Source organism: Cohnella rhizosphaerae, from assembly GCF_029525575.1.
GTDB classification, from domain to species: Bacteria; Bacillota; Bacilli; order Paenibacillales; family Paenibacillaceae; genus Cohnella; species Cohnella rhizosphaerae.
This window is the reverse complement of the sequence record NZ_JAPDIA010000009.1, coordinates 448,698-473,048: the sequence shown is the minus strand read 5'-3', so window position 1 is coordinate 473,048 and position 24,351 is coordinate 448,698. Positions and strand designations below refer to the sequence as shown.

The window sequence follows — 24,351 nt, the reverse complement described above, 5'->3', positions numbered from 1 at the left end:
GCCAGAATGACCGAGAAGTTTTTCAAAATGTTGGCTGCGATGTCCATTTGATACGATACCGACGTGTTCGTGATGTAGATGCCTGCCTTGAACTTGTCGAACAGCTCCATCTTGAGCAGCGTAGGGTTGCCGGACAGGGTAATTCCGGACGGTCCGATCGCAAGCTCGACGTCGTTGAACTCGAGCAGTCCCTCGCCGGCGACGAGGCTGCCTACTTCAAGGTCGCCATTGATCGTGATCATGATCGGCGCCACGCCCTTGTAGTTGCCCGTGATCGTGTCGGCCAGGCCCGATACCCCGCCGCCGATGCGCGTCAACTGCGCGATCGGCACCATCGGCGTCACCGGAATGCCGTTGCTCAATCCGACGACGATCTTGATCGTGTCCGGGATAAACAGGCCGTTCGCGCCGTTTTTCTTCATACTCATGCTCGCCGCGAAGTTCGCCAGCTTCGCATCTACGTCGAAGCCGATCGCGTATTCGTTCTCGAACGTATCGATCGAGCCCTCGGCCGTTGCGCCGATGCCGAAGCCGCCCAGAAGCTTCTTGGACATATCGTTCCCCGGGGTAAAATAACCGTCCGCCTTGACCCCTTGGAAATCCAGGCTTCCCTGCCCGTTCATACCGTATTGGAGACGGTCGATCGTCAGACCGAATCCCACGTTGCCGCTGCCGGGCAGCGCCATTCCGAAGTAAACCTTGCCGTCGAACATGATGGCATTTCCGAGCAGCGTGGCGCCCGTAATCCCCGCCTGCATGCCGCTGCCCAGGACGATCAGCTTATTTTGACGGCCGATGGCAATCTCGATGTTTCGTTGGCCCGGGTCCAGCAGATCACCGTCCGAGTCCTTCGCATACTCGTCCACGTACTCGATGCCCTTTTCCAGCTCGATCGAGCCGTCGGAGGCCTTCAGCAGGCTGTACGTGCCCGCGATCAGATTGACGTCGTCCATCGTGATCGAGACGTCGCCGTCCCCCCGAGTCAAACACGCGAAGCTTGCTGTCGGCGGTCGGCAGATAGCTCGTCAGCCCGCCGTTGACGATCGTCGTGCCGCTGAAATTGTACTCGCCGAACCTGTTCGCGTTCGACTTGAAGCTGCCCTTCAGCGTCATGAGCGCCTTGCGGTTGCCCAACTGCTGATTCAGCGCCTTCTCGCTCTCGGCGACGAGCACCGAATGATTGAACTGTGCATTCGATACAATCGCCATATAGCCGAATTCCGTATGACTCAAATTTTGCGCCGATGCGATCGTGATGGACCGCTGCACGCCGTTGGCGGATACGTAATAAGTGACGTCCTCGGTGCTGGACAGCATGCTCGCCGGCACGTTAATGACCAGCGAGGCGGCGGTCACGTTGACGAGGGCGGCCGGCAATGTCGGATTGGGCGACGTGCCGATGTACACCTGGCCTTTGCCGTCCATATTCGCGCCGAACACCACGATCGTCTTGAACACGCCCGCCAGCCTGGAGTTCGGCGCGATGGACGAGATGTTCCGCAGCTTGGCCGCCCCGGACGTCGGCGAGCCTGCATCGACCGAATCGTAGAGCAGCTCGACCGAATCGATCCGGCTCTTCGTGACGGCCGGGCATGTATACACACTTTTCGTCTGGTCTTGCGGATCGGACTTCACGTACGTACACGGATAGACGTTCGACGTATTCGTAACCGCATCGTGCAGTTTGATGGCCGGCGAATAAATTTTGCTCGTGTCGGCAGGCGGCGCGAAGGAGAACTTAATCGCCTCGTTCAGCCGCACCTGCGCCGGATAATTCGAGAACTGCGCGGCGCTGTTGGTCGACACAGGCACCGTGACCTCGCCGAACTGGACGACCACCTTCAACGTCGCGCCGGCCGTCAGCTCAGAATCCGACGGATAGGGCGTCGTGCCGAACACGATCTGCGAGGCGTACGGATCGGCAGGCTTGCCCTGCTTGAGCCGTATGCTGCCGCCCTCGATGACGCGCCAGACTTGAATGCTGGCTACGAACTTCGTCGGATCAGTATTCGCAATCTGCACCTGCAGCGCATCGCCCGGATAATAAGTGTCCAGATTCAGATCGACCTGCGCGCTCGCGTTGTTGACAATCTCCGTCTGAAGCGGGTTCGATACGATACGGTCGACGAGCACCGTGACGATCGCATCGGTAAAAGGCATCGCAAACGAATAGGTGCCGTTGCCGTTCGCCGTAACCGGCAATGTCACGTTCAGCAGCTCGGATCTGACTTCGATGCCCTTAACTTTATAGATTCGGGTATTGTAACTGCCTAAATCGACGGTGACGATGTCGCCCGAATGATCCGTCGCGGGCTTCCCTCCGGTCGCCTTTACGAAAGTCGAACCTCCGGACAACGACGGCGATACGGCGCCGGAGATCGTAGACTTCACCAGGATGTCGTGCGCGGCTTTGCCGTCCGTCGAGGTCACGGACAAGAAGGCGGGCTCGTTCGGCATCGTAAACGTATAGCCGAATTGGTAGTTTGTCGTATCGAACAACGTATTCGTTACAGGCGTCGTCTTGGACGTTTGCTTGCCGACCAGTTGTACGCCGGCGGGAATTAGCCCGAACGACGAAGTCTTCATCGATACGCGGTCGCCTGTCTCGAAGTAATAGTAGTTGCCGTATTCGTAAGGAAATGCGCTTTTGGGATTCGGCAAAATCGCATATTCGAGCGTCGGGCTCGCGAAGCCGATAAGGTTGCGAATATCGACTCTTCGGCCCGTCCCGCTCACGACCATGATCTTTAAATTTCGGACGGATGCCGACGTATTTTTGCCGATCGTCAGCTTCAGGCTCCAAGGGTGATTCTGGGCGACGCCGCTTGACACCTTTTGAATGCCCTTCAGCACATTGTTGCCTTGATCGTCGATGACCCGCAGGCTGCCTACGACCGCTGCGACAAGCGGCGCGGACGGATCGGACGAGTCGATGCTGCGGTTCACCAGCGTGAGGGTGTAGTCCTCCTCGGCGGCCGCAGTCAGACCCTGCTCCGGAATGATCGTACTGCCCGAATAAGCTTGAAAATCGGTCGCGTTGGACGAGACGAGCTTCAGCGTGTCGGAGATCGCCGTCGCCGGCCAGGAGACGACGATCGTCAGCGTATCGTTCGCTGCGCTTGTCGTCGACACCTGGGCGGTGAAGGTGCCCGCACCCAGGTTGGCGATGCCGATCGCCGCATACGCCCCCGCGGTCGTATCGAACTGGTAGCCCGATGCCGCAGTAAGCACATATCTGGTCTTGTAGCTCGTTCCCAGCGCATACAGCCCGCTCGCAGGCTGATAGGATGCGCCGTTGTCGGCGGACCAGGCGATGCTCGCGGTCGCATGCGCAAAGGTGCTGCTGCCGTTCGCCTGGGCGGCGCCCGTCACCGGCGCGAGCGTGCCGATCGTCAGGTCCGAAGGCAAGATCTTGATGGCGTTTGTGACCGGCCAAGATACGATCAGCGTCAGCGTATCGTTCGCCGCTGTCGTCGTCGATACGGTCGCGGCGAACGTACCTGTGCCGAGGCTTGCAATTCGCGCGGAGAGATCTCTTGCGCCGTTTTTGTTGTAGACGCCCGCCGTCGAATCGAACACGTAGCCGGCGGCAGCCGTTAGTACATATTTGGTCTTGTAGGCGGTCATCGGCGCAAACGTGCCAGAGGCCGCCGCATAAGTCGCGCCGCCGTCGCCCGACCAGGCAACGACCGCCGAACCGTGCGCGAATGTATTCGTGCCGTTCGCCTGCGCGGCGCCCGTCACCGGCGCGGCAGTGCCGATCGAGAGGTCTGCAGCGGCGATCGTCGCCGGTCCCGTCACCGGCCAGGTGACCACGATCGTCAGCGTATCGTTCGCCGTGACCGCCGTCGACACGCTCGCGCTGAGCGAACCGCCGCCGATATGGGCGACGGACACGTCGTCATAGGCGTTCGCTGCCGTTTGAAAGGCATAGCCGCTCGCCGCAGTTAGCACATACTTCGTCTTATAGACCGTATTCGGGTCGAAAACGCCGCTGGCAGCCGCATAATTCACACCGCCGTCGCTTGACCAGGCGACGACGGCGGAGGCGTGGTCGAATGCATTCGTGCCGTCCGCGACCTGCTCGCCGCTCGCCGGCGCGACCGTCCCGATGGACAGGTCGGACGCCGCAATCGCCGCGACAGCCGTCGCCGGCCAGGTTACCGTGATCGTCAGTGTGTCATTCGCGGTGCTCGTCGTCGATACGACAGCCGCGAACGAGCCGGCGCCCAGATTCGCGACGGCAATTCCGTCATAAGCGCCCGCTGTCGCATCGAAAATATAGCCCGCGTCCGCAGTCAGCACGTACTTCGACTTGTAAGCCCGCCCAGGCGCGAACGTGCCGCTTGCCGCCGCATAGCTCGCCCCGTTATCGGCGGACCATGACACGCTTGCGCTTGCGTGCGCGAACGAATTCGCGCCGTCCGCGACAGGCGAGCCTGTCGCAGGCGCAGCCGTGCCGATCGACAGCCCCGAAGCGGCGATCGTCGTCTGCGGCGCGGAGGCCGTCTTCGGCCAAGTCACCGTAATCGTTAACGTGTCTTTCGACGCGCCGGATACGACCGCCGTGTAGGTGCCTGAACCGAGATTGGCCATACGGCTCGTCAACGCCTTTGCGCCGCCCGCCTCGTACGCCCCGGCGGCCGCGTCGAAAAAGTAACCGGATGCCGCCGTGATGACGTATTGCGTCTGGTAGGTCGTTTCGTAGGCGAAGGCCCCGCTTGCCGTATCGAAGGTCGCGCCGTTGTCGGCAGACCACTTGATCGAGGCGGCGGCGTGACCGAACGTATTCGCGCCGTCCGCCATGCTCGCTGCCGGCAGCGGCGCAACCGTGCCGATCGAGAGATCGGCAGGGACGATCAGACCGGTCTGCGGCCAGGTCACCTCGATTAATAAACCTTCATCATAGCCGTATACGTAAAACGTCCCTGTGCCAAGGTTCGAGATCCGGCTCGACAAATCTCTGGACTGCCCTTTCGTGTAAGCGAAAGGCGTGTCGAAAGCATAGCCGTTGGCCGGGAGGATGGCATAGCTAGACTTATAAGTTTTTCCGGATACAAATGAAGCCGTGCCTTCGTCAAAGTAAACCGATTGATCAAACCACTCGATATAATCAACCGTTGCATGATTAAAGGTATTCGTGCCATTCGCCGCCAGCACCGACGGCGCCGGCGCCGCGGTCCCGATCCGGATGTCGCCGGCTTCGATAATGGTCTGCCCCGTCGCGGTCGCCGTCGTATTCCACATCACGAAGACGGTCAAGGTGTCGCCCGCGCGCACCTTCGTCGAGACGTTCGCTCCCGCCAGGAAGCTCGTGCCGAGATTGAAGATGCGGCTCGCCAAAGACTTCGCCCCGTCGTTGTAAATACGGCTGGTAGTGTCGAACGCGTACCCTGCGTCGGCTGTAATCTCGTATTTGGTGAAATAAGTCGTGCCGGGGGCAAAAACGCCGCTGGCCGGATTAAAGCTGGTGCCGTTGGTGGACCAGGTGACGACGGCGGTAGCATGAGCGAACGAATTCGTGCCGTCTTCGATCGCCGCGCCCTTCACCGGCGCGACCGTGCCGATCGAAATATCCGACGGTTCGATCGTCGCATTGGGCCATGTGACCGTGATCGTCAGCGTATCGTTTAACGTAAACGCCTGACTGACGGTGGCGGTAAAAAGTCCCCGCGCCCAGATTGGCGATGCTGCCCGACAAATCTCGCGCCCCGCCCTGCTGATACGCACCGGCTGCAGGATCGAATACATGGCTTGAGTCGGCCGTGAACACGTACCGGGTCCGATAGATGGTGCTCTGCGCAAAAAAAGCCGCTTGCTGCGGCATAGGCGCCGCCGTTGGCAGACCATTGCACGGACGTCGTCGATCCGCCGCCGAACGTAATCGCGCCATCGGCGATCGCCGCCCCGTTATACGGCGCGGCCGTTCCGATCGAGATGTCGGCCGCAGCAACGACGTCCTCCGCGGATGCCGCGACGGGCAGCATCGTAAATACGACGGCAATGGATAACATCATCGCTACCAGCTTGGAAGCCAATCTTGTCCTCATATAAAGCTTCAATCGTTTCATGGGATCCTCCTATTAAAGCAACAAGGCCGATTTCATACTAAAAGTGACAAAAGCGCATCTATAAAAGGTTATAGACACGCTCTGTTGTCAAAAAAAGCCGCTTTTATTGGGTTCTTTATAACTCTATAAGCTTCAGATCGATGTTGCGGCTCACGGTCAGCATCCGAAGAATCATCGTTACCGCTTGTTCGCGCGTCGCGGCGGCGCCCGGATAGAACTTGCCGTCGTCCAAGCCTCTGACAATGTCGGCGCCGGCCATTTGCTCGATATAAGCGCGCGCCCAGCTGTAGGTCGTATCCGGGAAGTTGATTTCTTCGGCCGTCTGATCGAGAACCATCAGCCGTGCCAGGATGGCCGATATTTCGGCGCGGGAAATCTGCTGGTTCGGCTTAAAGGCACCGTTGCCTACGCCTTCGACAACGCCGGCGGCCGTCAGCACATCGATGGCCGGCTCGGCCCAGTGGCCCTTCGTATCGGAATAGATCGAGCCCTCATCGCTTGCCCTATCGAGATGCAAAGCTTTCGCCACCATCGCGACAAACTCGGCGCGCGTGATCGGGTCGCTCCCGTGAAAACCGCCGTCCGATCTTCCGCGCACGATGCCGAGCTGCTGAGCGACTTGAATCGCTTGAGCGCTCCAGCTGCCCGCCTGCACATCCGCGAACGGCATAGGTGCAACGCTATTAAGCGCAGCTTGAAGCGTTTCTTTTAACTTCGCCACATTCGAGATCTTTTTCATTAAGAATAGGTCCGCGGGATGCGGGCGGCGTGTCGTCGGTTGCAGGCGGCGTGTTAACCGCTGCGGGCGGCGTATCATCGCCGCTTGCCCTGGTGACCGTCACCGCGTATGCAATCGTCGTCGTACCGTCCTCTGCCGTTACCGTAACCACAATCGGGTTGGTGCCCATGTTCAGCGGAATCGCGCCGGATGCCGAGCCGCTGGGGACTAACGTGCCATTCACCTTGATCGAAGCAGCAAGATCGCTCGCGATCGGCGTCAGCGTCACGCTGTATACGCTATTGCTCACGCTCGCCGTATAGCTTGTCGTCCCCTCCGCAAAAGCCGGGCTCAGGCTCCCGCTCGATAAGCTCAAGCCGCTCAAGCTCGCATTCGCGCTCAGGCTCGGCGCCCGCGTCACCGTCACCGTATAGGTCTGTGTCGTCGTCCCGTCCTGCGCCGTCACCTCAACTTCAATCGGAGCGTTGCTCCCTACGCTCAGGCTGATCGCCCCCGATGCCGTGCCGCTCGTCACGGGCGTGCCGTCAACCGTCACCGTCGCGTTGCTGTCGCTCACGGTCGGCGTTATCGTAATGCTGTCCACGCCATTCGCGACGCTTGCCGTATAGCTTGTCGTCCCCTCCGCAAACGCCGGGCTCAGGCTCCCGACCGATAAGCTCAAGCCGCTCAAGCTCGCATTCGCGCTCAGGCTCGGCGCCCGCGTCACCGTCACCGTATAGGTCTGTGTCGTCGTCCCGTCCTGCGCCGTCACCTCAACTTCAATCGGATCGTTGCTTCCAACGTTCAGGCTGATCGCGCCCGATGCCGTGCCGCTCGTCACGGGCGTGCCGTCAACCGCCACCGTCGCGTTGCTGTCGCTCACGGTCGGCGTGACCGTGATGCTGCTCGCTCCGTTCGCGACGCTTGCCGTATAGCTTGTCGTCCCCTCCGCAAACGCTGGGCTCAGGCTCCCGCTCGATAAGCTCAAGCCGCTCAAGCTCGCATTCGCGCTCAGGCTCGGCGCCCGGGTCACCGTCACCGTATAGGTCTTCGTCGTGCCGTCCTTCGCCGTCACCTCGATCTCGATCGGACCGTTGCTCCCAACGTTCAGGCTGATCGCGCCCGATGCCGTGCCGCTCGTCACCGGCGTCCCGTCGACGGTCACCGTCGCGTAGCTGTCGCTCGTCGTCGGCGTCAGCGTGACACTGCTCGCCGTGTTCGCCACAGTTGCCGTGTAGCTCGTCACGAATGAGGAAAACGCCGGACTTAAGCTGGCGCCGCCGGACATCGTCAGCCCGCTCAGATTCGCATTGTTGGACGGAACAAGCTTCCGGATCCGGCTGTTGGCCGAATCCGAGATAAAGACCGTACCGTCGCTGTCGACGGCTACCCCCATCGGAATATTCAAAGTGGCTGACGTCGGCGCTCCCCCCGTCTCCCGAATAAGAAGCCGCGCCGTTTCCTGCCACCGTCGTAAGATACCCTGCCGTATCGATCATCCGAATTCGTTGGATCCCCGCATCCGCGATATACAGATTCCCGTTGCTGTCGAATGCCAATTCCATCGGGAGACCCAAATAGGATGCCGCCGCCAAGTCTCCTTCCGGCGACATGCCGGAAATTCCGGCGACGCCGGCCACGGTGCTGATTTTCTTCGACACGGCATCTACTTTTCGAATAACATAATTATTAGAATCCGCGATATACAGATTGCCGTCATCGTCGAACGCCAAGCCGTACGGAAAGTTCAATTCTGCATCCGTAGCCAGGCCGCCGTCTCCCGAGTAGCCGTAATAGCCAAAGGATCCCTTGCCCGCCACCGTGGAGATATCGCCCGACGACAAATCTAATTTTCGAATCCGGTTGTTTCCCGAATCCGCGATATACAAATTGCCGTCGTCAAAAGCCAGTCCGGTAGGAATGGACAGTTCAGCCGACGTGGCAGCTCCCCCCGTCTCCCGAAACCCCGGAATTTCCGTTGCCCGCCACCGTCGAGATAATCCCCGATGCATCTACTTTTCGAATTCGGTTATTACTAGAGTCAGCGATATACAGATTGCCGCTGCCGTCAAATGCGATTCCCTCGGGAGCACTCAAATTCGCATACCGAGCCAAGTCTCCGTCTCCCCAAAACCCGTGATTCCCATTGCCCGCTACCGTGGAGATCTTCCCGGTCGATCGATCGACCTTTCGAACCCTCGCTCCGCTCGCTTCGGATATATATAAATTGCCGCTGCCGTCAAAAGCGATATTCTTCGCGAAATTCACTTGCGCCTCCGTCGCGTCGCCGCCGTCTCCCGAGCTGCCGGGAACGCCGGTGCCGACGGCCGTCACGATCATGTCTCCTCCGGCGGCATAGGCTTTGCCCCCCGAGCCATTCAGGCAGGGAGGTCATAATCAGCATAAAAACCAGGATGCAAGCGATCGGCCGGTTTATTTTTCGCACGCGTGTTCCTCCTCTTTGGAAATACCAGGGCCACTTCACGATAAAATGCTATAATTCGACAGCATCTCCTCATAAAAAAAGAAAGTTCGCATAAACCAGACCGATTCTATCATACGCGAATAAACAAAGACTAAAATTTCACTCAACAAAATCAAAACAACGAGGCTATATAGTCGATCCGCGACCTGAAAAACGAGAAAGCCGCTGCGGCCTTTGTTTGCACAATGGCGAGTAGCGTACGGACTGAGGAGCCCTTATTTTTGTTCCTAACGCGCTTTGCGTCCCACTCGCGGACCCAGATGCCTCTATCGCGGGATTGGAGACCGTTTTTAGCCTGGATCTGAGCGAATAACGACGCTCCAGTCCGAAATGATCGCAATTGCACCGATTTGTACGAAATAGCGTCATCTGAGTCCGGTCTCTTCGCTCGGCTTGCCTTCGGTACTTCCATGCGCGAGGGATGGCCTACGAATGCTGTACAGCGTTACTTGTCGGGACTGTGGCATTCCGGGTAGAAGAGGCGCTTAAGGGTTTTGCCTGTCGATTTTCGATTTACTTACTTTCGTATTAAAAAAAAGCCGCGACGCGGCAAGCGATCGCGGACAGTAGCGAAAATCGATAGGATGAAAGATCGTAAAAATATCAGAAATGGCCTTAACGCAGGCTATCCTTCGCCCGGAACCCCGCCCGCCGCGCGGTATGCGGACGGGCTCGCGCTCGTCTCGCGGCGGAACGCCTTGGCGAAGTGGTTCGTGTCCGGATAACCGACGGCCGCGGCGATCTCCTTGATGCTGCGGTCCGTCGTGCGAAGCAGCAGGCGGGCCCGCTCCATGCGCTTGCGGTTCACGTACCGGATCGGCGGCATGCCGAAGCGTTGGTTGAAGTATTTGACCAGATAGTTCGGGTGCAAATGCAGGTAATCGGCCAGGCCGTCCAGCGTCAGTTCTTCCGCCAGATGCGTCTCGACGTAACGCGTGATCAGCATGATCCGCTCCGCGTCCTCCGCGGTTCCGCCCGTTCGGCTGAGCGCTGCCCGTTCGACGACCGGCGCCAGCAGCTCCAGCAAGTACGCTTTTTCCCGCAGCCTGGCGCCGATTCCCCGTTCGGCCGCGCACGCGACGAGCGCCTCGAACTTGCGGCCGACCTCCTCGCGCAGCTCGGCGTCCACCGTCAGGCGATACGGCACGTCAAGCCACGAAAACAGCCCCGCATCTCCGATATCCGCGGTAAAATGGCACCAATATTTCAGAAACGGCCTGCGCCCTTCGATCGCGGAAAACGACTGGAGCACGTTGGCCGGCATGACCACCAACTCCCCCGGCTCAGGCAGGAGCTCCTTGTCGCCGATGCGCAGCCAGCCCTCGCCTTCGCATATGTAATAAAGCTTGTTGTGGGCAGGTACATAATCGATCTCCCGCCACACGGGACTGCACTGCGAAAAATACGCCCCGATCACGTCGATCCGGAGCTGGGACAGTATATCGTCAAGCGCGCCGATTCCGGCCGTTCCGTCGCCCATCTGTTTTCCCCTGCGCTTTCAGGTAAGTATGGCAGCGTTTCCGAACGAGGTTAATCTCGTACCCGCAAGCCTTAACCTTGTCCCTCCCCCGCCTGCCGTCCGATGCTGGTACACTGGGCTGGCAAGGCCGAGAGCCTATCCCTATTATAACGGAGGAAGTCGCGACGATGGCACATAATCAGGAATGGCTGGACCGCCAGGAGCGGACGCGCTGGTTTTTGCAGGACCGGTTCGGCATGTTTATCCATTGGGGACTGTACGCGATTCCCGCGCGCGGCGAGTGGGTCCGCAACGTTGAACGCACGACGGTCGAGGACTACCAGGCTTATTTTGACGAGTTCGATCCCGTAGACTACGATCCGCGTGCCTGGGCGCGCGCGGCGAAGCAGGCCGGCATGAAGTACGCGGTGCTGACGGCCAAACATCACGACGGCTTCTGCCTGTTCGACAGCAAGCTGACGGACTACAAGTCGACGAAAACGAAGGCCGGGCGCGACCTCGTGGCGGAGTTCCTGGAGGCATTCCGCGCGGAGGGGCTTAAGGTCGGGCTCTACTACTCGCTGATCGACTGGCATCATGAAGACTATCCGGCTTATGGCGACGCCCACCATCCAATGCGCGACAACGAAGCGTACAAGCGCGATCCATCGACGTTCGACCGTTACCTCGACTATATGCACGGTCAGGTCCGCGAGCTGCTGACGAACTACGGTAAGCTGGACCTCATGTGGTTTGATTTCTCCTACGACGAAATGCAGGGCGAGAAGTGGCGCGCTTCGGAGCTGATCCGGATGATGCGGACGCTCCAGCCGCACATCGTCATCGATAACCGGCTGGAGGCCGGCGGCGAAGGCGGAGGCAGCATATATACGAAGGAGCCGCTCGCGTATGCCGGCGACTTCGCCTCGCCCGAGCAGATCATCCCGCCGACCGGCGTGACCGACGCAGACGGCCAGCCGATTCCGTGGGAAGCCTGCGTGACGCTGAACAACAACTGGGGCTACGTCGCTTCGGACACCAACTACAAGACGCCGACCCTCGTCATCCGCAAGCTGATCGAATGCGTCAGCAAAAACGGCAACCTGCTGCTGAACGTTGGCCCTGACGCGCGCGGGCGCATCCCGCGGCAGTCGCTGGACATCCTGGCCGAGGTCGGCGACTGGATGGCGCTGAACGGCGACAGCATCTACGGCTGCGGACAGGCGGAGCTGCCCAAGCCCGATTGGGGGCGTTATACGCAAAAAGGGAACAAGCTGTACGCGCATGTCTTTGAGGAGAGCGTGGGCGCGATCAATCTGGCGGGGCTCGCCGGACGCATCAAACGCGCGCGGCTGCTCGCCGACGGCTCGGAGCTGCCGGTGTCGCGTCCATGGAACGCGGCGCTTTTCGAAGCCGACGCATTCTTCAACTTCGCGCGTCCCGAGCACTACACCTACCCGCTGCCGGATGCGCGCGGGACGGTCGTCGAGCTGGAGCTGAAGTAAGCGGCTGGCATCGCGTCGTGGAGCAACTTGTAAAAGCCGCCGGCGGGCTTTTTGGCTTGCGCATGGGCACGTCGCCGGCGCCGGCGGACTGAGGAGCCGGTATTCTTCTTCCTAGCGCGAATTGCGGCATGCTTGCGGACTCAGGCGCCGCTATTGGAGGATTGCCCGTCTTTTTTAGCCTGGATCTGGGTGAATAACGGCTCTCCAGTCCGAAATGATCGCAATTGCACCGTTTTTTACGAAATAACGGCATCTGAGTCCATCTGAGTCTGGTATCTTCACTCGACTTGCCTTCGGCTGCTCCCGCCATGCTGTGGGCGTATTCCGAGCCGAAGAGGCGCTGAAGGGCGTTACCTGTCGATTTTATACATGCTATCTTATTGCAGAAAGGACAGGTGCGCGCACCTGTCCTTTCTGCATCTTTTCTGCTTAAAGCTCGACCCGCCACGTTCCCAGCATCTTGGCGAACTTCGGATCGTGATAGGACAGGAACAGCGTCTCCCGCGTATCGAGGCCGGAGATTCGTTCGAGGTCGTCCGCGTCCAGCTCAAAATCGAAGATGTCGAAGTTTTCGACGATTCGCTCCTTGCGCACCGACTTCGGAATGACGACGACCTGTCGCTGAACGAGCCAGCGCAGCACGACCTGCGCGACGGACTTGCCGTGCTTTTCCGCGATCGAGGCCAGCGTTTCGTTGCCGAACATGTTGCCCAGTCCCTCGGCGAACGGCGCCCACGACTGATGCTGCACGCCCTGCTCTTTCATAAACGCGGCGCTCTCATGCTGCTGGTAGAACGGATGCGTCTCGACCTGGTTGACGGCGGGAACGATCTCGTTGTGCACGATGAGATCCATCAGGCGGTCGGGCAGGAAGTTGCTGACGCCGATCGCCCTGATCTTGCCCTCACGATAGAGCTCTTCCATCGCGCGCCAAGCGCCGTAGTAATCGCCGAAGGGCTGGTGAATGAGGTACAGATCGAGATAGTCCAGTTGAAGCTTCTTAAGCGACTTGGCAAAAGCAAGCTTGGCGCTCTCGTAGCCGGCATCCTGGATCCAGAGCTTGGTCGTGACGAACAGCGCCTCGCGCGGCACGCCGCTGCGCTTGATCGCGCGCCCGACCGCTTCCTCGTTCAAGTAGCCGGCGGCGGTATCGATCAAGCGGTAACCGGCTATCAGCGCTTCGTACACCGCGTTCTCGCATTGTTCCGCATCGGGAATCTGGTAGACGCCGAAGCCGATGATCGGCATTTTCACGCCGTTGTTCAACGTTACGGTTTGCATGGTATTTCCTCCCACTGTCCTATTTGTAACGGCAATCGGCGCGTCCCCTGGTATCACGCCTGCTGCGCGGGGTTCCGCGGACGGCCGATTTGCGTTACAGTAAGCTTAAAGCCTTCGTGTTACACGAAGGCAAGCCGTATCGAATTCATTTTTTTACGGGGAGGATTACGCATGCATACGGTCAAAGAAGCCGCCAATATTACGGGACTGACCGAGCATGCCGTGCGCTTTTATACGGACAAAGGACTGGTGCCGAGCGTGCGGCGCGATAAAAACAACATCCGGATGTTCGACGAAGAAGCCGTCAATTGGCTGCACGGCATCAAATGCCTCAAGCAATCCGGCATGCCGATCGAAGTCATCAAGACGTACGTCGAGCTCTGCATCGAGGGCGATTCGACCGTTCCGCAGCGCGCGGCCCTCATGAAGGAGCATAAGGAAGCGGCGCTCGCGAGGCTCGAGGAAGCGAAAAGGCATATCGCCCATTTAGAGCAAAAAAACGGCGCTGTATCAAGCCATCATGGAAGATCGCATGCCGGACACGACCAATCCCGCCAACTGGGGCGATATGAGGCACATGCACAGCGATGTCTTTTACGCGTCTGCCGTTCGCAGAGCGTGATTCGCGAGTATAGAAAGCGGGAGGCGGAAGCATTGGCAACGATCGACGATTTTACGGAACTCGATATTCGGGTGGGAACGATAAAGGAAGCCGAATTTTTTGGAGATGCGAAGGTTCCTGCGATCAAGCTGCAAATCGATTTTGGACCGGAGATCGGGATCAAATCGTCCAGCGCGCAAATTACGAAGCGGTACGCGGCAGAGGAGCTTGCAGGCAAACAAGTGGTCGCCATCGTCAACTTTCCACCCCGGCGCATCGCCGGATTCAGATCGGAAGTGCTGGTCCTTGGCGGCGTTCCGGAAAAGGGAGACGTCGTTCTCTTGCAGCCCGAGGTTGAACTGCCTAACGGGACGCCTATCGCTTAAGCAAGGCGCTCGCAAGGGAGAACGTAAAGTAAGCGGCAGCACGGGATCTCGTAGTCCCCGCCTGCCGCTTATTCGCGTCGCTCCGATTTTCTATTGTCCGCTTACAGCGCGAACGCCTCGGTAAATATGCTCTCGCGATGAATCTCTCTGAGGGTGTCGTCGATCTTGGCGGCTTCGACGTCGCGATTTTCGATCATGGCGTCGAGCTTCGCGATCATATTCGCTTCGATATGCGCGCTGTCGCGCACGTCGAATACGTATTCGCCTTGACCGAATCGTCCCAGCAGCTCGCGGTACTTGGTCGCCCAGCCGAGCGCCACGACCGGAATGCCGTTCTTGTACGCGTGCACGATCGAGTGATAACGGGACGCGACGAGAAATTCGAACTGCACGAGCACGTCGTGAATCGCGATGCAGTCGTATTCCTCTTCCAGCAGCACGACGCGTTCGTCGTTCGGGAATCGGCGCTTGATCTCCTGACAAATGATCAGATCCTCCGTGGAGTGGCGGAACAGATAGACGTTTTTGCCGCGGTCCAGCAGATGCTGCGTCATGCGCTCGTACATCGCCAGCATCGATTGGCGCGTGCCGTACTTCATCGTTTTGACGTTCGGCACGATCCCGACGGCATTCTGCATGATCGCGAGCGGCTCTCCCTTTATGTAGTTGCCGTCGCGGAACAAGTGGGCCAGATTGTACGGGTTCGCGCCCTGCAGCACGATGTCCACGGACCTGCGCAGATTGCCCGACGTATACTTGCCGAGATACTCGGCCCCTTCTTGCTCGCGGGCGTAAATGTATTTCGGATAGCGAATATACTTTTTTGATCATCGGCGGTATGACGTACTTATAAATGCCGGTGTACTCGAACGGGCCGAACGACTGGGACAGCAGCACCATCGGAATCTTATTCTGCCGGGCGAGCCGGATGTTCGCCAAATAATTGATCGTGTGGCGGATGCTGAACTGCGAGGAGAGGGCGAAGCCGCTGATGTCGACGATGAGATCGGTTTCCTTCAGAAGCTCCTTCATCCGCGCCTTGGTGATGCTGACGCGCTCGTCGTTCGGGATCAGTTTGCCGATCAGCGTATAGACGCCGCCCAGCAGCTCGATCTTCATTTTTTTCCCCATCTTCACCAGTTGAAACGCGTAATTGCGGTCCTCGTCCGGACAGATGAGCACGAGCTCCTTGTCCGGGTATCGCATCTTGATTTCGTTCACGACGGTGAACGTCATCGCCTGGGCGCCTTTGTTCTCCATCTGGCCCCCGACAATCAATATCTTGCCCATGCGTCGATCTCCCTTTCGCTTTAACTTGATGGAATGGCCGGCCGCGACGAGACAGCCGTCGCCCGGCTTGACGACTTAACACAGCGGATAGTCGCTTTTACCCCCTGCTTGACCATCCCAAACAAGAAAGAAGCCCGGACGCCGCCGCAGCGGACGTTCGGACTTCATGCGTCTTGCGCGGATTAACGCTGCCCGATCAGGTTGAGAAAGCGATCGACGATGACGTCGATATGCGTGAGCGTGCGCTCGTCCGTCAGGCGGGCGCCGCCTTCGCCGAACTTTTGCGGCGCCTGCGCGACGGCGATCTCATTGCCCGCCGGAGGCAGCATGACCGCTTGGATGCCCGGGCTCGACAAAATCTCCCGCAGGTGCAGCTGGCCCCGCAGCGTACCGTACATGCCGGGACTCGCGCCGGCGGCGAGAACGGGCTTGCCGATCAGCACCTTATCTCCGCGCGACAGCCAGTCGAGCGCATTCTTGAGCACGCCCGGCACCGACCAATTGTACTCCGGCGTCAGAATCAGCACGCCGTCCGCAGCGGCGACCTGCTCGCGCAGCTTCAGCACGGACGCAGGCGGACTCTCCTCCTCGTCCTGATCGAAAAACGGCAGCGTGCCGAGATTCGCGATCTCCAGCTCGAACTTGCCGCGATACCTCTCCTGCATGGTCAACGCCAGCTTCAAATTCACGGATTCCCTGCGCAGACTGCCTACTAGCGCGATCAACTTCATCTGGCTCAGCAACCTTTCTCCCGATAATCGGTCATGGCAAATTAAAACGTCTTCCTCACCATATCAGTCCGCATCCGGTGATTTCAAGCCAACTCGTCACGGACACCGTCCCACACGCGCTGCCGATACGCGCATTTCGTCACTATCTCCGCTCACGTGGCCCCTCATGCGCCGCCGATAATCGCATTTCGGCACGATCTCCGCTCCCATAGCCCCTCATGCGCCGCCGATAAGCACATTTCGTCACGATCTCCGCTCCCTTAGCCCCTCATGCGCCGCCGATAATCGCATTTCGTCACGATCTCCGCTCCCTTAGCCCCTCATGCGCCGCCGATAATCACATTTCGTCACGATCTCCGCTCCCATAGCCCCTCATGCGCCGCCGATAATCACATTTCGTCACGATCTCCGCTCCGTTAGCCCCTCATGCGCCGCCGATAATCGCATTTCGGCACGATCTCCGCTCACGTGGCCCCTCATGCGCCGCCGATAATCGCATTTCGTCACGATCTCCGCTCCCATAGCCCCTCATGCGCCGCCGATAATCACATTTCGTCACGATCTCCGCTCCCTTAGCCCCTCATGCGCCGCCGATAATCACATTTCGTCACTATCTCCGCTCCCATAGCCCCTCATGCGCCGCCGATAATCGCATTTCGTCACGATCTCCGCTCCCATAGCCCCATCTATTCTCAACCAGACTCCCTTTTAACGAATTGCCCACTCACTCTATGAGCCACCGCCTCTCAGCAGCTCCTTCCCCTTTACTCCAAGCTTATATCCGAAATCTCTGCAATCGCTGCCTCCGACACGCGTTATGAGCTGAGATTGCTTCATGCTTGCAATTAACTCACGCGTTTTTCTATGGCCGATATCCAACCAATTTCTAACGTCCTTTGGCGTAAACATTGTTGAATCGGCCGCCATTCTAAGCAGTTCCCTTTCATGCACGGGCAGCTCGCGAAGACCTTCTCCTCCACGCCCCCGCCTCCCCAACGCCTCGTACACCGCTCGCCTGCACATCTCGATTTTCTTGTCCAACTCGTCCCGGCTAAAAGGGAAATACGCATACCCGCCCAGCGCGAACGTCCGTACCCGCATGCGCTCGAACGAGAAGCGATCCCTTGTGATCAGCTCGACATGGGGCACGTAGCCGTCGCATTCAAACACCAGCCCAAGCGGCTCGTAGAATACATCCGCATAAATCTTCACGCCGTTTGTCCCGACAATCTCATATTCCAAATGGAAGCCCTCGAGCGAACCGAACACCGGCAGCAGCAGATCGGTCAACAGCTTGATCGTGCCGCTGAGATCCCGCTGCAGCATCTCCAACCGCTGCCCCTTCGCCGTCTTTCTTTGCTTTTCAATAAACGCAGCTACGATAGACGCCTTCGCCTCAACCGCCAACTGCCGAACCTCTCTTTTGACCACAACCATGCCCGCCTTCCCGACATTTTTTGCACCAAACACAAAAAGCCGCTTACTCCCCATCAGGAGCAAGCGGCGTGTGCTTCACGCGCATGTTCGTTTTAAAACGCAAGTCATTCAGCATCAGAATAGCATACTGCGGCGAAGCTGCCAAGATGCCGAACGGCCAAGCGGCTGCGCATCCCCGGCCGCATTATTGCGCCCGACTGCTCGTCACGGTATATTCAATCCATCATGTAATTAACGGAAAAGTGACAGTCCCGGCACAGGAAAGGAGCGAGCGCAATGTCGCCCAGAGTGACGGAAGCGTATAAGGAAGAGAAGCGAGCCACCATCCTGGCGGGGGCGCTTCATTGCTTCCTGGACAAAGGATTCCAGGCGACGAAGGCCGACGACATCGCGCGTCATCTTCGTATCAGCAAAGGCACGCTGTATAGCTACTTCGCCAGCAAGGAGGAGATCTACATTCAGCTGGCCCACGCCCGCATGGACGATATGATCGAATCTCTCAACGCACTGCACGAAGAGACGTCGAGCGCCGAAGCGATGCTCCGGCATATGTTCGACCGCTTCCGCCGGCAGCCGCTGGACGAGCTCCGCAAATGGCTGACGTTTCACCTGGAATTCACGACCTACGCGTCGCGCCGTCCCGAACTGATCGCCTCCAATCGCGCCTATCTCGATAAAGCCCTTAAACTCCTAAGCCGAATCCTTGCATCGGGCAAGCGATCCGGCGAGTTCCGCTCCGACCTGGACGAGTCTTCGGCCGCGTATCTGTTCTGGGCCGTCCGGGACGGACTTGCCATGAGCTTCCTGCTTGATGGTAACGAGACGGAGTACCGGCGAATTCTGGACGACATGGAGGCCATGGTAATGAAGCATTTGACGGCGTGACTTCCTGATCTCCTGTCCGCCTGACCGCGCCGATGGATGCCGATCGAATCCCCGATGCGTTTACCCCCGCAGCGCTCGAATGCGATACATCAGGCTGTCGAAGTCGCCGCGCAGCGGCAGCTCGACGCCGATTCGCATCAGCGCCCGCCCGCTGCGGACGTCCTTCGCGCCTTCGCTCCCCCGCACCATCGTCCTTCCCGCCTTCGCTCCCCGCACCATCGTCCTTCCCGCCTTCGGTTCCCGCACCATCGTCCTTCCCGCCTTCGCTCCCTGCACCATCGTCCTTCGCGCTTTCGCTCTCCTGACCGTCTCCTTTCGCGCCCGCTGTCTGCTCTCCCAGGACTTCATACCATTGGTCCGGATCAAGCCCCTGCAGGCACAGCCGCGGCAACCCGTCCCCAAGCCGCTGTGCGTGCAGAAAGGCGAACAGCACACTCTCCTCGCCATCTTCGCCCTCGCCGACGTACTGCACCGCGTCCACGCCTTTATGCTTGAGCGCGGACAGCCGGTACTGCCTGCCTTCCTGCACGAGCGGCCGTATCGCCTTGTACTGCGCGACGAGCGCGGCCGCCTCCGCCAATTGCTCCTCGCTCCACTCGTTCAGGTTGGCGCCGATGCCGAGCGTGCCCGTCATGGCGCTGTGGAAACGGTACCTCAGCGAGGTGACGCGCTTGTTCATTCCGCTCGCCGCCTCCGTCACCCAGCAGGTCATCAGCTTCGGCGCGTACGCATACGAGAAGCCCTCCTGGATGCCGAGCCGGTCGAACGCGTCGGTATTGTCGCTCGGCCAAGCCTGGTCGGCATAGCGCAGCATCCCGAGATCGATGCGCGAGCCGCCGCCCGCGCAGGTCTCGAACGCCACGCGCGGGAAGCGCCGCCGCAGCTCCGCCCAGATCTCGTACAGGCTCCGCACGTGGCGGATCCATAGCTCCTTTTGCCGGTTCAGCGGATGCTCCTGCATGCCCGGCTCGGTGATCGTGCGGTTCATGTCCCATTTGACGAAGGAGATGTCGTGCTCGCCAAGCAGACGGGACATGAAGTCGAGAATGTAGCTTTTTACCGCCGGCTTCGACAGATCGAGCACCAGCTGATTGCGCAGCTCCGTCCGCGGGCGCATCGGAAAGTGGTACACCCAGTCCGGGTGGCTGCGATACAGCTCGCTGTCCGGATTGACCGCCTCCGGCTCGACCCAGATGCCGAACGCCATGCCTAGGCCCCGCACCCGGCCGATCAGCTCATCCAGCCCGTTCGGGAATTTGTCCGGGTTCACGGTCCAGTCGCCGAGCCCCGCCCGATCGTGATGCCGCTGGCCGAACCAGCCGTCGTCGACGACGAACAGCTCCGCGCCGACCTTCGCCGCGCGCTCCGCCAGCGCCATCTGGTCTTTGGCGTTGACGTCGAAATAGGTGGCCTCCCACGAATTGTACAGCACCTTGCGCGGCGCCCGGCTTGGCGATACATGCTCGTGCTGGTATCGGTGCAGCGCGCGGCTCATGGCGCCGAAGCCTTCCGCGACGCAGCCTCCGACGAACGACGGCGTCTGAAAGCGCTCGCCCGGCCCGAGCGTCCATTCGCTGTCGAAGTCGTTGATGCCGCCCGTGACCCGCAATCGGCCGAACGCCGTCTTCTCGAGGACGAGCTTCCAGTTGCCGCTCCAGCCGAGCGCGCCGAACCACACCTGCCCGCCTTCCTCGGTCGCCGTCCCCTCGTCGATCGCAAACCAGGGGTTCGCATGGCTGTCGGTGAACCCGCGCCGCGACTCCAGCACCTTTTTTGCCCTCGGACAAGACCGTGTCCCGCAATTGGAACTCGCCGGCCCACTTCCCCGTCACGTGCGTCAGCCGGTAATCGCGGAGCTCGGGCAACGACCAGGCCGCCGACTGAACGCTCTCGAGCACGATGTCGCGATCGCCGGTATTGACGATCCTGGCGGACCGCTCGATCAGGTCATGCCCGGGCCAAACCGTATAAACCAAGTGCGCTTCGAGCGGGTAAGCCTCGTCCCGGAGCAAGATCGTCAGCGTCTCCTTGCCGTCGTCAGCGTCGTCAGCGTCGCAAGCGTCGTCTGCGTCATCCGCCCGCTCGATCCGGTGACCGGCGTAGGCCATGCGCAGATCGCGTACGCCGTCGTGCCAGCGTACCTTGAGCGACGGCTCCATGTACGACAAGCCGCCCCAAAAGGCGAATTCCTCCATGTCGCGGTCGAGCGCGGCATCGAACGAGCTGTGAAGCCGGGAGCCGAGCAGCGGCGCGCATTCCGCGGCCGCCACCGGAGCTCCCCAATACAGATGCTGCAGGACGCCTTTTTCGTTCAGCCCGAACACATACGAGCTGCCCTCCGTCGAGATCGAGAAAAGGCGTCGGTCCGAATCGAATTGGATCATCATGAGGTCGCATGCCTTCCTTCAGTTCGCTTACTTGTAAATCGTGAAGATCAGATCCCGATTGCCGCCGTTTTCCGTGGTCCACGTCGCGCCGCCGTTCGTCGACAACCGCTCGGCGCCGCCGGCATAGGGATTGCTGTCGCTGTATGCGATGCCATACTTGTTGCTCGTCGAAGCGTCATCGATCGTCGCCGGCGAGCGAACGATAATCGCGTACTTCTTGGTCGTATCGAGGCCGGTCAACCGCGGATAGACGGCGTAAGGCGTCGGCACGCCCGGGATGTTGTTCGGCGGCAGCGCGGCGGTAAACAGCCTCGCGACCGGGTTGTCGCTCGCATCCAGCCGGACGATATCGATGTACAGATTATCCTCGGGCACCTTGCTCACGTAGCTCTCGTACAAGTACAGGTCGAGGCGAGGCAGACTGGTCTGCGTCAGCTGGAACGTCTGCATGCGCTGTATGCCCGCCCGCAGGTCCGAATAAGAAGAATACGCGGCGCCGCTGTCGTCCTGATCGATGACCGCGCCTGTATTGCCGACGACGTTGTACGCTTCGAACTCGTTCACGGAAGGAATGAAATTCGACGTCGTCGCGTACAAGCGGAGCTTGGTCGTGGACACGGTCGGGAAATCGATCGTTTTGATGTCACCGACGGTGAAGCCCTTCGTCAGATTCGCGTAGCTCGTGCCGTTCCAATACTGAAGCGCGTACGTGTTGATCTTGAAGTCTTGCGCGCCGTAGCCGTATTCGCGAAGGACGACCCGGTTGACGCTGGCGGCGCTGCCGAAATTCACTTCGATCCACTGGTTGTTGTATGCGCCGCCGTCCGCGCTCCACCGCGTACCGGCGTCGCCGTCCGTCACTTTGGAAGCTTCGTAGCCCGTGCCCCATACGGTCGAAGCGGTCGCCGTCTTGCCGAGCGCCAGGTTGACCGCGGGCGACGGAAGCGAGGACGCCGTCGTCGAGACGCGCAGGATGACGGACTCGCCGGGCTGCTGGGTCCGGGTATAGCTGCCGGTGAACGTCCCCAGCTTCGTGCCGCCGTACAGCTCCGTAACCGTGTAGGCAGTCGTCGGGCTGAGGCCCAGGTCGGCGAACGTCACCGTTCTGGACGCCGTCGCGGTCATGCTCCAGTTGGACAGGCCGACGATCTTGTCGCCGTTCGTGTCGGTCAGATAAATTTGAGGCGGCGCATGCTCCCCTTTGTGATAATAGTTCGTCATGCTTGCCGGCCTCGCGGCGATGCCCTTCTTGGCGAGGTTGATCAAGGTCGGATTGAGGAACGGCGCGATCCGGTCCTCCGCCAAAAACGGCGTATTGTCCCCCATCAGCAGATGTCCGCCGCCCAGGATGTTCACGGTCGCCAGGAGTCGGCCGTAATTGCCGCTGAATTTGCTGAAGCCGTTCGCGATATTTTCCGGAATGGCCATATCGGGGTCGTTGTGCTGATACAGCGTCCCGTTGGTCCACCAGGAGGCCGCGGAATTAAGCGCCTGCCGTTCGATGCCCGGATACAGATTGCTCTGCAGCGGAATCGTGGTGTCGACGCCCGATCTTCTCCCGTGCGTGTAGCCCGAAGGCAGCAGCGGCGCGATCGACGCGTCGATATAGATCGGCCGCGGCGCCGCCAATACCGTATCGCGGATGATCTGCATGCCGATCCGGTACGCCTGGATGCCGTTTTTCGCCGGATCGTAATGGTTGCCCTCGAACATCCCCAGGTCCAGATAATCCAGTTTGACGTAATCCATGCCCGCGTTGACGAAATAGTAATTCATCAGGTAAGCCAGATAGGCCTGCGCCCCGGGATGCGTCGCGTCCACGATGTAGGAATTCACGTAGGACTTGATCGGCGTTCCGCTGCCGTCCTTCAACGCGATGTCGTTAAACGTGTAGGAAGGCGCGCCCGGCACCGTATTCGTCAACGGCTCGTAGATGCCGAACGGCGAGCTGTAGTTGCCGGCCTTCATGCCTTTGCTATGCACGTAATTCGCGAACGCCAGGAAGTCCGCCGTCGTCTTCGTCCCCGTCGGTCCGCTGTAGCAGCAATCCAGGTTCATGTACGTATAGCCGAGCGGCTTCAGATTCGCGGCATAATAATCCACCGTCGCGTTCATGGCGTCGACCGTCGGCTTGTCGTAGAAGCTGTAGAAGCTGTTGTAGCCGACCGGTACGTCCCCGCTCCACGCGAGCTTCGGCTCGCCTACCGCATAGACGCTGCCGAACTGCTCCAGACCGTCACGATAATCGTTGTAGTACCCGAGAAAAAACGTATCCGACGAGACGGAGGCGCCGCTCTGGCTGCCGCCGGCATTGTAAACCGAGAAGCCGGTCAACGGCCCGTTCGCGGCCGTCGCTTGCTTGAGATACTGCATGCTTTTCCAGGTCCGGGTCGTAGCGGCTCCCGCGACGAAGCCTTTCTTGTTCGTATTGTCGAACATGGCCGCTACCCAGTAGCTCGTGCCGTTGAAAGGAGACCAGGTAAGCGTCGAGCCGTACGGACGGTCGAAGCCGTTCTCGCTGTTGCCGAAGTCGTTCACCGGCGCGACGCCGAAGTCGAAGTTGTTGCTGTACGGCGTCGTGTAGATGCGCTTGTCCGAGCCTGTGCCGATGTCCAGGTTTTGCGCCGCGATCGGTTCCATGAAGTTCAGGCTCTGGGAGGTGCTCTTGTTGACGGTCATGCGGGCCAGAATGAAAGGCTTATCCTCGTACATGGTTAGATTTAAAATAATCGTCGTGCCGGCAGTCAGTACGTTCGTAATCGTAAGCTTCTTGCCGTTAATGCCATAGCCGTCCGTGCCGATCGTGCTCCAGGAGGCCGTCCGCGTGCCCGTATCGTACGAGCTGATCCGCGTCGCGCTCCCGGTCACGCCGTAGTCGGAGTAAAAGTTGCTCATGATCGCCGTGGCGCCCGCACTCAGGTTGCCCTTGCCTGTCGAGAGATCGTAGGTGACGGTCAACGTGCCGTTGGTCGCCGTCACCACGGTGCCGGTCTGCGAGATGCTGACCGCGGACGCGAACGTACGGGTCAGCCCCAGCGAGAATAAACCGGCAAGCAGCAATGAAGCGACGATAATGCCTTTCAGGAGCCGCATGAACATGAACGAATCCCTCCGC

General features: G+C 59.7%; 14 protein-coding genes and 5 pseudogenes. 5 read left to right on the top strand and 14 right to left on the bottom strand.

The features are described 5' to 3' along the window. Positions 1–834: 834 nt before the first annotated feature. Positions 835–5,751, bottom strand: a complete 4,917-nt coding sequence (locus OMP40_RS36395; RefSeq protein WP_277538852.1) for a hypothetical protein — start codon at positions 5,749–5,751, stop codon at positions 835–837. Between the two features lie 87 nt (positions 5,752–5,838). On the opposite strand from OMP40_RS36395, the gene OMP40_RS36390 reads away from it, so the two are divergent. After that, positions 5,839–6,054: a hypothetical protein gene (locus tag OMP40_RS36390; protein WP_277538850.1), complete on the top strand. Its 216-nt coding sequence runs from the start codon at positions 5,839–5,841 to the stop codon at positions 6,052–6,054. A gap of 132 nt (positions 6,055–6,186) precedes the next feature. Here OMP40_RS36390 and OMP40_RS36385 read toward each other — a convergent pair whose 3' ends face one another. The 5 genes and pseudogenes from OMP40_RS36385 to OMP40_RS36370 form a co-directional block, all read right to left on the bottom strand. Then, on the bottom strand, positions 6,187–6,741 hold the full coding sequence (locus OMP40_RS36385; protein WP_277538848.1) for an S-layer homology domain-containing protein: 555 nt from the start codon (positions 6,739–6,741) through the stop codon (positions 6,187–6,189). Positions 6,742–6,754: 13 nt separating this feature from the next. Further along, the gene (locus tag OMP40_RS36380) at positions 6,755–8,197 is read right to left on the bottom strand and encodes a cadherin-like beta sandwich domain-containing protein (protein ID WP_277538846.1); all 1,443 of its coding nucleotides are present in this window, start codon (positions 8,195–8,197) and stop codon (positions 6,755–6,757) included. Positions 8,198–8,480: 283 nt separating this feature from the next. Further along, positions 8,481–8,801 (bottom strand): annotated as a pseudogene (locus OMP40_RS42820) (hypothetical protein); the annotation flags it as partial. After that, positions 8,719–9,123 carry an NHL domain-containing protein gene (locus tag OMP40_RS36375; RefSeq protein WP_277538844.1) on the bottom strand — a complete coding sequence of 135 codons (405 nt, stop codon included), beginning with the start codon at positions 9,121–9,123 and terminating at the stop codon, positions 8,719–8,721. The gene OMP40_RS36375 and the pseudogene OMP40_RS42820, both read right to left, overlap by 83 nt. 776 nt (positions 9,124–9,899) lie before the next feature. Continuing rightward, entirely contained in the window at positions 9,900–10,754 is an 855-nt protein-coding gene (locus OMP40_RS36370) for an AraC family transcriptional regulator (RefSeq protein WP_277538842.1), read from the bottom strand. A gap of 167 nt (positions 10,755–10,921) precedes the next feature. On the opposite strand from OMP40_RS36370, the gene OMP40_RS36365 reads away from it, so the two are divergent. Further along, complete coding sequence (locus OMP40_RS36365) at positions 10,922–12,238, top strand: alpha-L-fucosidase (protein WP_277538840.1); 1,317 nt, start codon at positions 10,922–10,924, stop codon at positions 12,236–12,238. A gap of 429 nt (positions 12,239–12,667) precedes the next feature. Here OMP40_RS36365 and OMP40_RS36360 read toward each other — a convergent pair whose 3' ends face one another. Continuing rightward, positions 12,668–13,519: an aldo/keto reductase gene (locus OMP40_RS36360; protein WP_277538837.1), complete on the bottom strand. Its 852-nt coding sequence runs from the start codon at positions 13,517–13,519 to the stop codon at positions 12,668–12,670. Between the two features lie 171 nt (positions 13,520–13,690). Between OMP40_RS36360 and OMP40_RS36355 the strand changes: the two are divergent. Together OMP40_RS36355 and csaA are read left to right on the top strand one after the other, a co-directional pair. Then, positions 13,691–14,141 (top strand): annotated as a pseudogene (locus tag OMP40_RS36355) (MerR family transcriptional regulator). A gap of 32 nt (positions 14,142–14,173) precedes the next feature. After that, positions 14,174–14,506 carry a chaperone CsaA gene (csaA, locus tag OMP40_RS36350; protein ID WP_277538834.1) on the top strand — a complete coding sequence of 111 codons (333 nt, stop codon included), beginning with the start codon at positions 14,174–14,176 and terminating at the stop codon, positions 14,504–14,506. A gap of 101 nt (positions 14,507–14,607) precedes the next feature. Here csaA and OMP40_RS36345 read toward each other — a convergent pair whose 3' ends face one another. From OMP40_RS36345 to OMP40_RS36330, 4 genes and pseudogenes are all read right to left on the bottom strand, one after another. Next, positions 14,608–15,303, bottom strand: a complete 696-nt coding sequence (locus tag OMP40_RS36345; protein WP_277539724.1) for a polysaccharide pyruvyl transferase family protein — start codon at positions 15,301–15,303, stop codon at positions 14,608–14,610. A 109-nt stretch (positions 15,304–15,412) separates the two neighbouring features. Continuing rightward, positions 15,413–15,712 (bottom strand): annotated as a pseudogene (locus OMP40_RS36340) (polysaccharide pyruvyl transferase family protein); the annotation flags it as partial. 266 nt (positions 15,713–15,978) lie between these two features. Continuing rightward, entirely contained in the window at positions 15,979–16,527 is a 549-nt protein-coding gene (locus OMP40_RS36335; RefSeq protein ID WP_277538832.1) for an NADPH-dependent FMN reductase, read from the bottom strand. A gap of 729 nt (positions 16,528–17,256) precedes the next feature. Further along, positions 17,257–18,027, bottom strand: coding sequence for a hypothetical protein (locus tag OMP40_RS36330; protein WP_420872115.1), 771 nt, complete (start codon positions 18,025–18,027; stop codon positions 17,257–17,259). A gap of 213 nt (positions 18,028–18,240) precedes the next feature. On the opposite strand from OMP40_RS36330, the gene OMP40_RS36325 reads away from it, so the two are divergent. Further along, positions 18,241–18,849: a TetR/AcrR family transcriptional regulator gene (locus tag OMP40_RS36325; protein WP_277538831.1), complete on the top strand. Its 609-nt coding sequence runs from the start codon at positions 18,241–18,243 to the stop codon at positions 18,847–18,849. A 379-nt stretch (positions 18,850–19,228) separates the two neighbouring features. Here the strand turns inward: OMP40_RS36325 and OMP40_RS36320 are convergent. The 3 genes and pseudogenes from OMP40_RS36320 to OMP40_RS36315 form a co-directional block, all read right to left on the bottom strand. After that, positions 19,229–20,617 (bottom strand): annotated as a pseudogene (locus OMP40_RS36320) (alpha-galactosidase); the annotation flags it as partial. Positions 20,618–20,702: 85 nt separating this feature from the next. Then, a pseudogene (locus OMP40_RS40905) lies at positions 20,703–21,233 on the bottom strand (glycoside hydrolase family 36 N-terminal domain-containing protein); the annotation flags it as partial. Positions 21,234–21,263: 30 nt separating this feature from the next. Next, positions 21,264–24,335 carry a discoidin domain-containing protein gene (locus OMP40_RS36315; RefSeq protein ID WP_277538829.1) on the bottom strand — a complete coding sequence of 1,024 codons (3,072 nt, stop codon included), beginning with the start codon at positions 24,333–24,335 and terminating at the stop codon, positions 21,264–21,266. Positions 24,336–24,351: the final 16 nt, after the last annotated feature.